7 protein-coding genes are annotated in these 16532 nt (G+C 33.6%); 1 reads left to right on the forward strand and 6 read right to left on the reverse strand.

Features of this window, described 5'->3' with window-relative positions; translation table 11 throughout:
* Positions 1-101: 101 nt before the first annotated feature.
* From AABD74_RS18920 to AABD74_RS18935, 4 genes are all read right to left on the reverse strand, one after another.
* Positions 102-4139: a two-component regulator propeller domain-containing protein gene (locus tag AABD74_RS18920; RefSeq protein ID WP_406843936.1), complete on the reverse strand. Its 4038-nt coding sequence runs from the start codon at positions 4137-4139 to the stop codon at positions 102-104.
* A gap of 184 nt (positions 4140-4323) precedes the next feature.
* Complete coding sequence (locus AABD74_RS18925; protein ID WP_406843937.1) at positions 4324-5862, reverse strand: alpha-N-arabinofuranosidase; 1539 nt, start codon at positions 5860-5862, stop codon at positions 4324-4326.
* 86 nt (positions 5863-5948) lie between these two features.
* The gene (locus AABD74_RS18930) at positions 5949-7544 is read right to left on the reverse strand and encodes a GH39 family glycosyl hydrolase (RefSeq protein WP_232680248.1); all 1596 of its coding nucleotides are present in this window, start codon (positions 7542-7544) and stop codon (positions 5949-5951) included.
* A 563-nt stretch (positions 7545-8107) separates the two neighbouring features.
* Positions 8108-9388, reverse strand: a complete 1281-nt coding sequence (locus AABD74_RS18935; RefSeq protein ID WP_406843938.1) for a glycosyl hydrolase family 8 — start codon at positions 9386-9388, stop codon at positions 8108-8110.
* 386 nt (positions 9389-9774) lie between these two features.
* Here AABD74_RS18935 and AABD74_RS18940 point away from each other — a divergent pair, with 386 nt between their 5' ends.
* Positions 9775-11244, forward strand: coding sequence for an MFS transporter (locus AABD74_RS18940; RefSeq protein WP_406843939.1), 1470 nt, complete (start codon positions 9775-9777; stop codon positions 11242-11244).
* 251 nt (positions 11245-11495) lie between these two features.
* Here AABD74_RS18940 and AABD74_RS18945 read toward each other — a convergent pair whose 3' ends face one another.
* Entirely contained in the window at positions 11496-12989 is a 1494-nt protein-coding gene (locus AABD74_RS18945) for a RagB/SusD family nutrient uptake outer membrane protein (protein ID WP_406843940.1), read from the reverse strand.
* Between the two features lie 13 nt (positions 12990-13002).
* A complete protein-coding gene (locus AABD74_RS18950) occupies positions 13003-16011 on the reverse strand; it encodes a SusC/RagA family TonB-linked outer membrane protein (protein WP_406843941.1) in 3009 nt (1002 codons plus the stop codon).
* Positions 16012-16532 lie beyond the last annotated feature (521 nt).

Here is a 16532-nt window from a genome sequence, read left to right on the forward strand (position 1 = left end):
GCAACGTATTTTTTTAACCTTGAGTTTTTGAAGTGCAAAAGATTAAACCTGCAAAGTTTTAAAAAATCCTGCAGGAACTAAAACATTCTATAAATCAACAATTATAGATTATTCTTGTGGCTATTTTTGTAGATACGTAAATACTCCGAAGGTAAAGAACCAAATTCTTCGCGAAAATACTTCGCAAATCTTTTTGGGGAATTAAATCCAACTTCATACGCTATTTCGGCAATCTGCAGCTGGCTTTTTTCAAGAAGCTGGCGTCCGCGTTTCAATCGAATTGTTCGAATAAATTCAGTTGGGCCTTTGCCTGTAATAGCCATTAATTTTTTATATAAATGGCCACGGCTTAAACCTAAAGCCGTACTCAGGGTTTCAACAGAAAATTCAATGTTATTTATATTTTCTTCTACAATTCTAATAGCATTTTCTATAAGAGTCTCATCCAGCGAAGTAATAGTAATTTCTGCCGGTGACACATCTAGTTTTTGACTAAACGAGACATGGCTTTTCTCCGTCCATTCGACAAATTTTTGAATGCGCAGTTTTAGCAGGTTAAAATTAAAAGGTTTAGTAATATAATCATCAGCGCCAAGCTCCAGCCCTTCCTCTATATGTTCATCGGCAGTACGGGCTGTTAATAGAATCACCGGAATATGAGACCAATGAATATTGGATTTTACCTTTTTACAAAGTTCTATTCCATTCATAATAGGCATCATTACATCACTTACAATAATTGTTACATTAAACTTATGCAGTAATTCTATTGCCTCTTCTCCATTATTAGCCGTTATTACAGTATATACCTCTTTAAGGTTATCTTGAATAAACTCACAAAAATCATTGTTATCATCTACAAATAATAATACTTTTTTACTTGCAGGCATATTGTTTTGTTCCTCTTCTTCCTCTTCGAATTCCTTTAATAGATTTTGTGCCGAATATTTTTCTTCAGTATCATCTTCAACTACTTTAATTGGAATTTTAAAAGTAAAAATACTGCCTTGCGGTACATTATCTGTAACGGTTATTGTACCTCCATGAAGATTGATATATTCGTTTACAATATGTAATCCGATACCTGCCCCTGTTTTTTCCTGTTCTTGCTGTGCTTGGTAAAATCGTTCAAAAATATATTTCTTTTCTTCATCACTAATTCCGGAACCGGAGTCAGAAACACTAACGCAGACATTACCATTCTCCTGCTTTATGTGAATACTAATTGTACCTCCGTCTAAAGTATATTTGAATGCATTTGAAAGTATATTGATCAATATTTTTTGAATTTTATCCTGATCAAACTGCATTGTTAAACTTTTCAAATCATTGAAAAAGAGAAAGCTGATATTACGCTCTTCTGCATAAACACAAAATGATGTATAAATTTCACTAATAAAATTAACAAAATCACCCGGCTTTAAATTCAATCTTTCTACACCAACATCCAGTTTATGAAAATCAAGCAGTGAATTTATTAATGTCATCAGCTGTTGTGCATTTTTATACATAACACTCAGCTTTTTCTTCATATTTTCATTTGCCGTATCTTTCAATAATATCTGCAAAGGTGTAATAATGAGCGTAAGGGGCGTGCGTAAATCGTGGCTGATATTGGTAAAGAATTTCAGCTTTATTTCATTAATGTGTATTTCTTTCTCATGATCCATTTGAACACGCTGCTGTTCCATATTTATAAGATGGCGTTCTTTTGTTTTACGAACTAAGAATATCAGCATACCAATAATTAAGATTGCATATATAATAAAAGCCCAAATTGAAAAATAAAAAGGAGGCATTACAGTTATAGATAATTCAGTAGGAACGTTATTCCAGACGCCATCACTGTTACGGGCTTTTATCAAAAGTTTGTAATGCCCTGTTGGAAGAGAGGATATAACTATTTTATTTCTTTGAGTCGGCATCCATTGTGTATCAAAGCCCTCAATTTGATAAACATATTTTACCTTATCTGCACTTAATAAATCTCCTGTAGTAAATTGTAAAGAAATAAGTTTATCATCATGCTTAAAATTTAACTGGTTGGTTAACTGTATTGTCCTATCAAGTAATTTTCTTCCGTCATAAAATGAATCTACCTGAATCGTATTGTTTCCTACAGTAAGCCCGGTAAAAATTACTTTTGCCCTGGATTGGTCTTTTTCAGACATTTTATTTGGATTCAAAATAGTGTATCCTACTGCATTGCCCAGCAGGATATCTCCATTTTGTAATTTGCAAATGGCATGGCTGTTAAAATAATTATCCATAAGACCATCCTTAACAGAATAATTTTTACTTGAAAAAGTAAATTCTCCGTTTGTTGCAGAAGTAACTGTCAGTATCGAAAGACCATTACTTGTAGTTACCCAAATATTATTAAGATTATCTTCAATTATACCTTTTATTGAATTATCACATAGTCCTTTCTCTTTGTTAATGTAATAAAGCTTATCTTTTGTTTTATTCCAAATGGTGAGCCCTTCGTTACTGCCTAACCATAAAAGGCCTCGTTTATCTTTATAAATATTTGAAACTTGATTATTTTGGGCAAAAGACTGATTTCCTTTTTTATTCCCTTGATAGAAGGTGTCTTTGTAATTTAGGATATCGATGACTATAATACCATATACAGTACCAATATACATTTTATCGCCGCCATCATAAAACATATCCTGAACATAAACTGTATAATCAAATGGTGTAATTACAGAACTAAAATTATCAGAGCCGGATTGCAGCACCTGAATTTTACCGCCTAATGATCCTATCCATACATTTCCATTTCTGTCTTCTTTTAAACTCCAAATATTGTTACTGGTTAATTTACTGTTCTTGGTTGTATATTGGGTTATTTTGCCATTTTCATAACAAAATAGCCCTTTTTGATAAGTCCCAAACCAAATACGTTTTTTCTTGTCTTCGAGTATGGAAATTATTGCCATGTTTGGAAGAGGGAGCTTCCTAACGATTTCTGAGTTTTTTTCTTTTATATATAATCCATTTCCATCTGTTCCTAACCAAATGTTTCCATGATAATCTTCCATCATAGAGCTGACATCCGAGCATTCAGGGTGTCTGAAATTGATGAAATTCCGGAAACTTTCATGATAAAACGAAAGCCCTTTTTTATTATACCCCACCCATATGGTTTCATTATTATCCTTGTAAAGACACGACACACTGTTTGAGGCCAAACCTGTCTCTATCCACGGATTGTATACTACATTTTTAAACAAGTCTTGTTCTTTATCGTACACAAACAATCCTTTGTGATCTGTTCCTATCCAGATTTGTCCAAATTGATTTTCGCTGATACTGCTTATAGCATTGCTTACCGTTTTTAATCCTGAAATTAATTTATAACTTTTCCACTCTTCATCTGCGTTTTTTTTATAGAAAACTTGTTCGTTTTTATAAGAATAAAGCCATAAACCTTTTTTACTGTCACTATAAATTGTACCATTCGCATTAGCAACGTCTTGCTTTATAAAATTAGGTAAAGCTACAAATGTAAAAACTCCTGTCTTTCTATTCAATTTCAAACAGGTACCTGAATCATCAATTGCATAAAGAAACTCACCATTATCAGTAATAGAAATATCTTTATTTAAAGAGATTTTTGATTTGAATACAGCTGTTGTTTTTTTCTTGATATTATGAAAAAAAACTTTCTTTTTGTTAAATATCCACAGATTTTTATCTTTATCAACAAAAATTTTAGCGCTATTATCTGACTTTATTCCCAGAGTTAACAACAACTCTTTGGTTCCTGATAAAAAAGAATCTTTATCTCTTTTATATACCATATAGGCATATCCTAAATCAATCCATATATTTCCTAAGCCATCCTCCTGCAATCCTAGTATATCATCAGTAGGCAAAGCATTGGAGACACTGGGATGCATTGCAAAAACCTTAAATTCATATCCGTCATATCGATTTAACCCAGACTCTGTACCTACCCAAAGAAACCCGTAACTATCCCTTAGAATTGTTCTTACATTATTATTTGAAAGACCTTCACTGGTCTCTAAATGATGAAAAACATAAGAGGACTGTCCTATAATACTTTGGAAAGAAAAAATCCAAAATATTACAAAAATATAGGCGTACAGCTTTCTTGTGTGTTTTTTCATTTTAAAATGATTAGCAGAATTTTCATCTCAGTATCCCACGGTTGAAATCGCGGGTTATAATTCAAATATAATAAATGTTTAGTCTATCTATAATCTCTTTAATGAATTATGGTATCGCTATACTTCATTTCATTGTGAAAGTATAGCGATACCATAATTGCAATTTATTCATCAATCGGCACTTTTATTTCCCTTCTAAAACTACAACAGAAAAAGGCGGAATCGTGACTTCTAAAATATCATTCTTTATAGAAAATTTATTAAAAACAACCGGAGCGATCTTGTCTGGATTCTCAAAAGTATTATAATCCTGAACTTTTGAAGAAGACAGTACTAATCCTTTAATGTTTTTGATTCCTAGTTCTTTTAAATCAATTTTAACTTTGTTTTCTTTCTTTAAATCAATATTCACAAGTGAAATATGAGTTAAACCTGCTTTATCTTTTGAAGCTGAAACAGAAACCGCCGGTAATTCTTTATTATCAAAAACATACTTTGGAGATTCAATTTTTAAAGGAATCAGCTGGGCATCCTGATGTACATTATACATTTTCATTACGTGATAAGTAGGCGTAAGTACCATTTTTTCTTTATCAGTCAAAATTACTGCCTGTAAAACGTTTACTATTTGAGCCAAATTTGCTCCCTTTACTCTATCGGCATGATTGTTAAACACATTAAGGGTTACACCAGCAATCATAGCATCTCTCATAGTATTTTGCTGATATAATGCGCTTGCTCCTTCCTCGGTATCATACCATCCTCCCCACTCATCAACTATCAAGGCAACTTTCTTTTCCGGATCGTATTTATCCATAATTTCAGTATGTTTTTGAACCAGCTCTTCCATTTTAATGGCCGCTTTCATGGTCTCAAAATACTGGTTTTCATCAAATTTTACAGATGATCCTTTCTTTTCCCAATTGCTAACCGAGTACCAATGTAATGCGACAGCTTCTACTAATCCTTTAGGAATGTCACGCATTAAAACTTCTGTCCAGTGATAATCGTCGCCATTTGCACCCGAGGCTATCCTAAATAGCTTTTTATCCCCTTTTCCATCTGGCATAAAAGTAGCATACTGTCTGTATAAATTAGCATAAAATTCTGCCGTCATATTTCCGCCGCATCCCCACATTTCATTTCCAACTCCCCAAAGAGTGACTTTCCAAGGCTTTTCTCTGCCGTTTTTCTTTCTTAATTCTGACATTGGAGAGCCTGATTCATAATTTACGTACTGAACCCATTCTTCTAGTTCACGAGGAGATCCGCTGCCAACATTTCCTGCCAAATAAGGTTCTGCTCCCAGAACTTCGCACATATCTAAAAATTCATTAGTTCCAAAACTATTGTCTTCTACAGTTCCTCCCCACCAGCGATTTACAATACTTGGTCTGTCTTTTTTAGGGCCAATTCCATCTTTCCAATGATAAGTATCGGCAAAACATCCTCCAGGCCAGCGAAGATTAGGAACTTTTAAGTCTTTCAATGCTTTAATGATATCGTTACGAACACCTTTTGTATTCGAAATATTACTGTCTTCTCCCACAAAAAGCCCTCCGTAGATGCATTTTCCCAAATGTTCTGCAAAATGACCATAAATATGTTTATTGATGATGGTTTTATTTTCTGTTTTGACGATGGTTACCTCTACAACTTTATTTTGCGAAGAAACATTCTGGAAAATAAAAGATATAAAGGTTAATAAAAAGAGCTTTTTCATATCTGAATTATTGGTTATTGGTTAGTATTTTGTAAAGTTTAAGAGCAAAATATTTTCTTTTTTAATATCTCTCGACAGAAGCTGTCTTATTGTTTCACAAGATTTAATAGGAAAACATCATTTTCATTTATGTCAAAATCTTTGCTGTAACTTCCGTTTGAACCAATTGTTATTTTTTCTGCTGTAATTGGTGAGCCGTCATTTAATTTTTTAAGCTTTTCAGCCTGTTCTCTGGTTAACTGGTTTGGTTTGCCCATAACCAGATAGTCTGCGTAAACATCATTTACTTTGTAACCTACTTTGTAAATTTCTAAATTATAATTTCCCTGCAGAAGATTTGTGATTTCGATTTTAACCCTGCCTTTTGGTTTTGACGGCAGATCTTTCAAATAGTACGTTTGATTAAGTTCTTTATCACCAGGATGTGTATTAGTAAAATCCCAAAACAACACCTGAGTATCTCCGTTTGCCTTTTTACTTGCCCATGACATCGGGTCTGTATTTTTAAGTTCGGTCTCTCCTAATTTGTTCATTAAATAATAAGAGAAATAAGCCGGTTTTTTAATTCCCTGCGTATTTACCAATCCAAAACCTCCGTGAAAAGGTGTAAACCTGGGTCCGGCTTCTTCAAAAATATCTGTAAAAACCCAATATGACATAGAATTGGCAGCTGTTCCAATTTGTTTCATTTTTTGAAGAATATAGGCTGCAGAATGATAACTGTCGTGAATTGGGTCAGCAGGTGTATAAGATGTACTCCATTCTGTATAATGCAATTCCAGATTTGGTTTTGTTGAATTTGATATTTGTTTACGGGAATTTAAAACCTCACCGCTAACACTCCATTCATCCTTACTTAAAATTGTACCAGATGTTCCATATTCATCTAAATAACCATGTTTAACACCATAACTATGGGTTGAAATAAAGTCTATTGGAACATTATTTTTTTCGCAAAACTCAATTGTTTCAGGAACCCAGGCCGCACCGGCAGTTGCGGGTCCTCCAACTTTAAAATCTTTGTTTACACTTTTAATACCTTGTGCAGCATATTTATAAAGTTTAAAATAGTCTTCCTGAGTACCTGTCCAGAATCCTGGCGATAAATTTGGTTCGTTCCAAACTTCAAAATACCATGATTTAACTTCATCAATACCATAACGTTCTGCAAAATGCAACGTTAAATTATGAATTAAATCTTCCCATTTTTTATAATCTTTTGGAGGTGTTACATTTCCTCTCCACCAAAAAATAGTTTTATCACCGCTGGCAAGTCTTGACGGCATAAAACCCAGCTCTACAAAAGGTTTCATTTTAATACTTACAAGATAATCAAACAATACATCAATATATTGATAATTATAAATTGGATTTCCCTTGTCATCTTCGCTGTAAACAGCCATATCATCTGTTAATAAACCATGCATCCTAATGTACTTAAAATCACAATCTTTCTTAACCATGGCTAGTTGCTGCTGCCAATCGGCACGCAGTCCTTCATTTGCTCTTCCGGCACCAATACACTCCTTAAACATGGTATTTAATGCCCCTGCTTCATTCTTATAATCTATTTTTATAGTGCGGGTATCAGAAGTATTTTTTTTAGGCTTTGAATTTTGTCCAAACAATACAGCATTATTGAGAGACAACAGAATAATAAGTAGTAAAAAGGTTCTTTTCATTTTGTTTTTGGTTTAATAGTTAGGATTTTTTCAATCGCACAAAAAAATACTCTGAGAATAACATTTACATTTTTTTTTTAGAATTGTTTTGCCTCCAAATCCTCTTAAACGCAATTTTAAACTATCAGCAGCATTTTAAATTACAACAGTTTATAGCAGTGTGCCTTGTTAAAAAAATTAAACTAGGGATATGCTGCCAGAGTTCCCTAGTTTAAAAGTAAAATTTAAATTAACCATCAATTTAAAAATTGCCATACTCAATATACATGCTCAGTGCATATTAAAGTTCTACCCTGTTTGTGCAATAAAAAAATATCATTGCAAATGTCCTTAAAACTTGATTTTAACATAGTTCCTATTTGTATCAAAGAACTAGCTCATTTGTTGCAATTGTCAAATTTAAATCTGGAGATACCTTTTATTTTTCCAAAAAAACCAGGGCAGCTTTGTAAAATACTGGAAGTTGTAACTGCCTTCTAATTTGCTGCAAAAAGTTAAAGCACCTTCTTGAAAACATCAAGAAAGTTAAAAAGGGGACTTGGTTATTTAATGGTTTTAAAAAACTATTTTATTTCCGGAACTATTATTTGATATTTTCCGCTGAGATGCATTAGACTAAAAAGATACATCAGCCCGTCATAGTAGGGATCAAAATAACCGTCTTCATAAGGCTCCAATTTGGCATTCCAGACAGCATGAACAAAATCCATACTTGCTTTATCTTTATTTACCAGCGATGCCGTAGCTGCAGTCGCCACTAACCCAATTGAATGTCTTAGTTTTTTTACCGAACCTGCCTGAAGAATAAAATCAGGAGTAGAACCATCCAGATTAAACTGATCTTGATAAGTATCTAATCCTTTTGATCTGAGGAAATTTTGAAATCTTTCAGTATAATCTTCCTGCCATTTTTTATCTTTTCCATACCACGTATAATCCATTGCAATATTCATAGGAACGCGCCAGGAATCATAACGAAATCCGGGCGGCATCCAGGGCGTTGGATGCGGTTCGCCGTTAAATTCGGTATAATCTGAATTTAACCCTGTTACAGGATGACAGGCTTTATGTAAAAAATTACGAGAAACATCTGCACATTCTTTATAAAACTGTTCATGGCCGTCTTTGGCATATAATGCCCAGATTTCGTAAAATGCAGGAACATGATAAGAAGGATCAGTCCAATTGTACCCTCCTCCTTCCGGTACAAAAGATATTTGCTTGTGTTCGGTATTTATAATATTATAGATATTTCCGGTACCATCTTTTTTCCACATGGCATCTAATATTCTTCTGGCTTCTTTGTAGTAATTTATTCCTGTATCATTGCCCCATTTGTTAGAAGCAAAAAGCAGACTGGTTATATAATATAATTCCCCATCTGAAGCAGAACCGGGAGAATTTTGTTTTTTGGTCTGCGGATTTACACTCCATGCAAAATAAGCTTCTCTTGATCCGTCCTGATGCTGCATGTATTTTACAGACCATCGCCAAAGACGATCAAAAACTTCTTTTTTATTGAGCTGAACAGCAGCCATCATTCCGTATGACATTCCTTCGGTACGGGCATCTTTATTTTTAACATCAGAAACATATCCTAACGAATCTCCTTCTTCAAAATATACTTTGTTTGGCCCTTCAAAAATATCATAGTAAGCTTTTGTTAATTTCTTATCAATATCAATTTGACTATAACCTGCTTCTTTGAAAAGATTGCGGTATTGAGGTTTATCTGCTTTCTTTTTGTTTTGACTAATAGCAAAAGCCGGAATAAGGGTAAAAACGATAATAAAAAGCCGGACTCTAACCAGATATTCATTTGTAATAATTTGATATACAGTCATATTTTCTGAGTTTATTTGTTAGTCTTTTATAATAATTTAAATATACGCAAAAACAACAAATACACAACTGGTTGCATAAAAATAATATCAATAAAAACAAGACATTAAAATAATATATACATTTTAATTTACAGTATTAAAACAACTGGTTGTGTTTTAAATTAATCATTTAATAGATTTACTGAAACTATCCCATGCTTCAAATATGTTAATATAGGCTTCAAAAATGATACACTTTTTTCAACTTTCAAGCTATTTTTACATTAAGCATTCTATATCAGATAGAATGAAAATGAAGTGTTGTTTTTTTATAGAAATACGCCTCAAAAATAATTTGCAATTAAATATGACAGGGTATAAACCCATTAAAGCAACCATTATAATTTATGAGCAATACATCGCAAAAGCTTTCTATACTAGAAAAAATGGGTTACGGTTTAGGTGATTTTGCAGCGAATTTGATTTTTCAGACTCTGCTGACTTTTTTAGCTTTCTTTTACACAGATGTTTATAAAATTCCTGCCGGAACAGCAAGCGTTATTATCTTTACCGGAGGTTTTATTGGTGCTTTTTTTAATATTATCATGGGAGTTATTGCTGACCGTACTCAAACCCGATGGGGAAAGTTTAGGCCTTGGATATTATGGACTGCCTTGCCTTTTGGAATTGCTGCTGTGCTTTCTTTTTTGACTCCGGATTTTGGAATAACAGGTAAGATAACTTATGCATTGCTGACTTACTTTTTTTTAGTGCTGCTTTATTCTGCAAATAATTTGCCGTATGTTGCTTTAAGCGGTGTTTTAACAGGTGATATGAAAGAACGAAACAGTCTTTCCTCCTATCGTTTTGTTGCTGTTATGATAGCACAATTTATAGTTCAGTCGCTTTTACTTCCATTTGTTTTAATTTTAGGAAATGGTGATAAAGCAGTTGGTTTTAAAAACACGATGTTACTATTTGCTTTTATTGGGGTAATTTGTCTTTTAGTTACTTTTTTTACTACCAAAGAAAGAATCATTCCTGCAAAAAATCAGGAATCTTCTGTAAAGCAGGATTTTATTGATTTATGCAAAAACGGCCCCTGGCTGGTTATGTTACTGGTTACTATTCTGGTATTTATAACTTTGTCTTTAAAGGGCGGTATGTACGTTTTTTACTTTAAATATTACTTAGATCCTGCGGCTCAGACCGTTTTTTTGAATGATATTGGTTTCACAGCCTTTATTGAAAGAATAAATAATTCATTAACAGCAATGGGATTTGTAGATTTTCAATGGCCTAAAGATGCTCCAACTTCTGCTTTTAGTCTTTTTAATGGCGGAGGGATTATTTTTATGATATTCGGAATCATATTTTCAAAATCTCTTGCAGATTCATTTGGCAAAAGAAATATTTATATCACTTTCATTTTTTTATCTGCTCTGAGTTTACTGCTTTTTAATTTTTATAGCAGAACCGCAATTGCAATGGTTTTTTTAACTCAATTACTGCATGGATTTATTTACGGAGTAACTATTCCTTTATTGTGGGCTATGATTGCGGATGTGGCTGATTACAGTGAATGGAAAAACAACCGAAGAGCAACTGCTACTGTTTTTTCAGCTATGATTTTTGGATTAAAAATTGGCATAAGTATAGGCAGTGCCTTAGGCGCAGCTTTTTTATCTAAGTATGGTTATATTGCCGAAGAAGTCAATCAGGTTCCGGCTGCTGTTGAAGGGATTAAACTTTCAATAAGTATTTATCCGGGCTTTATATTTATTATAAGCGCCATTCTATTATGTTTTAATGTAATAGATAAGAAAATGGAAATTCAAATTGAAACAGATTTGAAGGAAAGAAGAGATGGATTTTAGATTGTAGATTGCAGATTTTAGATTTTAGATTGTAGATTGTAGATTGTAGATTGTGGATTGCAGATTGTAGATTTTAGAATTCAGGTTTCAGGTTTCAAGTTTCAAAATCTAAAATCTGCAATCTAAAATCTGCAATCTAAAATCTAAAATTAATTCTGTTCTTGCCAAAAAAATAAACAGCGCATTATAAATGCACTGTTTATCAAAAAAAATACTAACTTAACTTAACTCAAACTAACATAATTTAATCATTAATAACCCGGATTATTATCGCTTGGTTTTATATTGGGATTAGAAGATGTTTCTCTGTTAGGTATTGGCCATAACTCGCTCTTACCAGTGGTAAAGCCTGTTCCCTGCAATTCGGTATTTGCAATACCCCATCTTATAATATCATCAAAACGGCTTTGCTCACCTGCGAATTCTACTTTACGTTCGTGAATAATTGCAGTGAAAACAGCCTCTTTTGTCGGAGCAATTGCAGTTGTTAAACCTGCACGATCCCTAACTTCTTTTATAAAGGCTATAGCTGCTGTTTGTGAACCGCCTGCCCTTTGGTTTTCACATTCGGCTTTCATAAGCAGTACATCTGCGTAACGCATTACTTTGAAGTTAATACTTGAGCGAGTCGCTTCATCTTCTCTTATGTAATAGTTTTGATATTTTTTCCAGCCTGCTCTTCTAATACCTGCAGAGGTTGTAAAATTACTTGCCAGCATTACCTTCGTTCCTTTCAAATAGCTTGAACCCGGTACATAAAAAGTATCTCCAAAACGTTCATCACCTGCTTCATACGAATCTAACAAATCGTCTGACGGATACACATTATACCAGCTTAGGTTACCATATTCCTGTCCTCTAAGTGTAGACTCCTCAAAACCAGTTCCCTGGCTATCACCAACTGCACCCCATTGATCACCTGTTCCATTTTTCTCGTCAAACTCAATCTCAAAAATGGATTCTTTACCGTGTTCTGTTTCGGCCATAAAGTTGTTGTAAAAACTGCCTTTATCCTCCAGACTGAATCCTGTAACACTATTAAAAGCAACTAAAGCTTCGTCATATTTTTTTTCATATAACAATACTTTTCCCAGATAGGCATAAGCCGCTTCTCTATTAGCTCTTCCTGCTGCTTCTGTTGCTCTTGGCAAAAGATTTTGAGACGCAAATACAAGATCTTCTTCTATCAAGGCATAAACATCTGTTTTAGGGCTTCTTGCATTGCCGATAATAGTCCCTGTTTTATAAATTGGTAAATCTCCAAATCGTTTTACTAAAAGGAAATAATAATAGGCTCTTAAAAAATGAGCTTCTCCTAAATATTTGTTCTTTTTCTCTTGTGATAAAACAGAATTTGGAAGAGCATTTATTTTTGCCTCATTATCCAGTACAAAATTAGCTCTCGATATCCCTATGTAACAGGCTTCCCAATAATATTGAATAATATCATTTCCTCCATTAAAAGAAAAATCCTGAAAAGGTTTTTTATTTCCTTCTAATTGTGGGTTTCCTAAAGCATCATGAGCCATTAGATCCATTGCAAAAGAAAAATTTCTTCCATAAAGTCCTCTTGTCTGTAGACCCGCATAGGATGCATTTACAGATGACTGCACCTGTGATTCACTTTTAAAGAAAGTTTCAGGTGATAAAGTGTTGGGATTAGTTAATTCTAATTCACCAGTGTCACATGAAGTTATGGTTAAAACTCCGGACAGAACTATAAGTATATATTTTATTTTTTTCATTATCTTTTATATATTAAAATGTAACATCAAGTCCAAAAATCACAGATTTTGGCTGTGGATATCTTCCTAAATCAATACCTGCAGAATTTGCATTTGCGTCTGCACGTCCAATCTCAGGGTCTAAACCGTCATATTTTGTAACTGTAATTAAGTTCTGCCCGCTTATATAAAATCTTATTTTTGAAAAATAAGCCTTAAATGCATCTCCGGAAAATGTGTATCCCAAGGCTATATTTTTTAGTCTTGTATACGATCCATCTTCAATATAACGCTGGTTTGCAGACGACCAGTTGATATCTGCTCCTTGTGCCCTTGGTAAAGTAGCAGATGGATTTGTGACAACACCATTTACAACAATTGCTCTGTCTAATACAGCAGTACTGGCATTAAACAAACGATTCATACCTTCCAGGTCAAAAGTATTTGCATTGTAAATATCGTTTCCTTGAACTCCTGAAATAAAGCAGTTAAAATCGAAATTTTTGTAAGCTGCATTAAGGTTTAAACCGTAAGTAAAATCCGGATATGGATTTCCAATATTAGTTTTGTCATTTGAATTGATTATTTTATTACCATCGCGGTCAATAATTTTAATATCTCCTGGTTTAATAGTAGTTTGACCTGGTCCGAAAACGGCATCTACTTCTGCCTGGTTTTGATAAATTCCATTGGTTTGATATCCATAAAAATAGAATAACGGCTGGCCTACTTCTAGTCTCGAAAAGTTTTCAAGACCAGCTCTGGCCGATGGTCCGCCTAAAACACTGGTTACTCCCGGTGCTAAACCGGTTACTTCGTTTTTACTTGTTCCTAAATTAGCTATAGCAGACCATGTGAAATCTCCTTTTCTGTCATTGTAGCCTAGTGATACTTCAAATCCGCTTACTTTTACATCGGCAATATTTTGAATTTGAGTTCCGCCGCCAGCAGATCCTACAGAGGCAGGAAGAGGCACTGCAAAAAGAATATCACTGCTTTTATTGTTGAAATATTCAAAAGAACCTGTGAATTTTTCATCAAATAAACTAAAATCTAAACCTATATTTCTGTCTAGTTTTGACTCCCATTTCAAATCTGGGTTGGAAGCAACTCCTAAAGATACACCAGGTGCATTTGCCCCGCCAATTGGGTAATTATAATTTGCAATTAATGTTGCACTATATTGATAGTTATCTATTCTGTCATTTCCTGTTGTACCAGTACTGGCTCTAAGCTTTAATGTGCTGAAAATAGAATTTTCCATAAAACTTTCTTTTGCAATGTTCCAGCCTAAGGCAACTGAGTAGAAGTTACCCCAGCGGTTATTGGCACCAAAACGAGAGGAAGCGTCTCTTCTGCCGGAAACAGCAAGGAGATATTTCTCATTGTAATCATAATTGATACGGGCAATGTAACCAATGTTTTTTTCTACAAAATTGGCTGAACCTAAACTACCTTCATTATATCGCAGCTGATCTATTTCGTTTGAAATACTATAACGGCTTCCTGCTGTTAAAGTTTGCGATTTTCCATCAATTTTAGTAATAACTCCTAATACTTCAATATTATGTTTTCCTGCAATAGTAGTTTTATACGTTAAACTATTATCAAATACAATAGTCTGACCTTGTCCATTTGTTTCATTTGTTGTAGAAAATGCTTGTTTATGATAAGAACCATCCTGAAAACTAGGAACAAAAGTATGGTCCTTACTTGTGTAATAATCTAAGGAGACCTGTGACCTGAATTTTAAGCCTTTGTAAATTTCCAATTCAGCAAAGATGTTTCCAATTATAGATAATCCGTTAATTTTTTGATAACCCAAATTGGCTACACGCACAGGGTTTTCTGCATCGTTACCATCAATAGCACTGGGACCTTGATATCCGCCTAAATTATTTGCATTGTATATAGGGAAATAAGGTGCCATTTTAATAGAATGCTCTAATAATGTTCTACCTCCTGCACTACGTTCCGGATTAGTGGTACTGAAAGATACACCTATATTGCTTCCTACTTTAAGTTTTCCAATATCCTGCGTATTATTAGCTCTAAAAGAATAACGTTCAAAACCAGTGTTGACAATAGCGCCTTCTTGTTTCATGTATTCGGCAGAATAACGGCTTGTTGAAGTCTCTGTACCATTTGAAAAACTTAAATTATAATCCTGCATAAGACCAGTTTGAAAAATCTGATCCTGCCAATTGGTATTTATATTTCCAAATTCAGCAGCTCTTACTGTTAAATCACTTCCTAAGTCTTTTGCATATTGCAGATATTGCTGTGTATTTAATACATCATATCTTTTTGTAACCGTTTGTCCACCCACATAGGTACTGAAAGTTAGCTGCCCCGGACCTTTTTTTCCTTTTTTTGTAGTAACCACAATTACCCCATTAAAAGCTTTTGAACCGTATAAAGCGGTTGTTGAAGCATCTTTTAAAACTGATATACTATCAATATCATTAGGGCTTAAACCTGAGAGGTTACCTGCTAAAACACCATCAATTACGTACAATGGAGCACTGTTACCCATTGTGGCTAAACCACGAATACTAACGGCAGGACTTGAACCCGGCGCACCATTTACAACAGTAACACCTGCTGCACGTCCTTGCAAAGCAGACTCAGCATTAGTAATAGGCACAGCAGCAATATCTTTTGAACTTACTGTTGAAATTGCTCCGGTTACCTTGGCTCTTTTTTGAGTACCATAAGCTATTACTACTTCATTTAAATTTTGTGTCGATTGTACTAATGTTACATCAATTATACTTCGACTCCCTACAGTAATGGTCTGCGAAATTAATCCTACATAAGAATATGTAATTTTATCTGTAGGATTAACGCCTTTTAAAGTATACTTCCCGTCAAAATCTGTAGAGGCGCTATTCTGCGTACCTTCTACATTAATACTGGCACCCGGCAGAGGAAACCCTGAGGGATCTGTAATCACCCCTTGTATGGTCTTTGACTGTGCCATCATATTATGACTGCTGATTATCAGCAATGTGATTATTGCATATTTTAATTTTAACATCATTTCAATTGGTTTTTTGATTAGTTTAAATAGTTATTTGGTTGTAAAGTTTTAGTTATTGTAATGCCTATTCTAAAATTTAAAAGTGGTTTTTATAGCTCTTAATTTTTAATACAAATAAGGATTCAATGCATCATTTGGTTTTCATTTCATATTATAATTTTTAAAAAGATTAATACTTGTTTTCTGGGTTATTTAATTTTTCTTACATCCAAAAATATAAGCTTAACCTAAATTTTGTCTATTAAAAATGATGCAAAAACTATCAATTTTGTAGCATGATAACTACAGAAATAGGCATATTGACGGTTTTTAAGTGATTTATCGAAAAAAACAGAAATAGGATTTTAATAATAATGTTGTTCCTTTTTTAAGCATGAAATAAAAAAAGGATTCAATTACAATTATTCAATAATTACTTAAAAAGGATTTTAAGTGTTAATTACTTTGATTTTTAATATTTAAGGCATTGAAAATCATAAATAAGAAGTCTATTTATTTGAACAAAAAAAAGACGGCATAAA

Origin of the sequence: Flavobacterium soyae (genome assembly GCF_045348165.1) — a bacterium.
Classification (GTDB): domain Bacteria; phylum Bacteroidota; class Bacteroidia; order Flavobacteriales; family Flavobacteriaceae; genus Flavobacterium; species Flavobacterium soyae.

Coding starts and splice junctions, on each gene's coding strand:
- AABD74_RS18920 (WP_406843936.1), bottom strand. CDS start 4,139: ATGAAAAAACACACAAGAAAGCTGTACGCCTATATTTTTGTAATATTT.
- AABD74_RS18925 (WP_406843937.1), bottom strand. CDS start 5,862: ATGAAAAAGCTCTTTTTATTAACCTTTATATCTTTTATTTTCCAGAAT.
- AABD74_RS18930 (WP_232680248.1), bottom strand. CDS start 7,544: ATGAAAAGAACCTTTTTACTACTTATTATTCTGTTGTCTCTCAATAAT.
- AABD74_RS18935 (WP_406843938.1), bottom strand. CDS start 9,388: ATGACTGTATATCAAATTATTACAAATGAATATCTGGTTAGAGTCCGG.
- AABD74_RS18940 (WP_406843939.1), top strand. CDS start 9,775: ATGAGCAATACATCGCAAAAGCTTTCTATACTAGAAAAAATGGGTTAC.
- AABD74_RS18945 (WP_406843940.1), bottom strand. CDS start 12,989: ATGAAAAAAATAAAATATATACTTATAGTTCTGTCCGGAGTTTTAACC.
- AABD74_RS18950 (WP_406843941.1), bottom strand. CDS start 16,011: ATGATGTTAAAATTAAAATATGCAATAATCACATTGCTGATAATCAGC.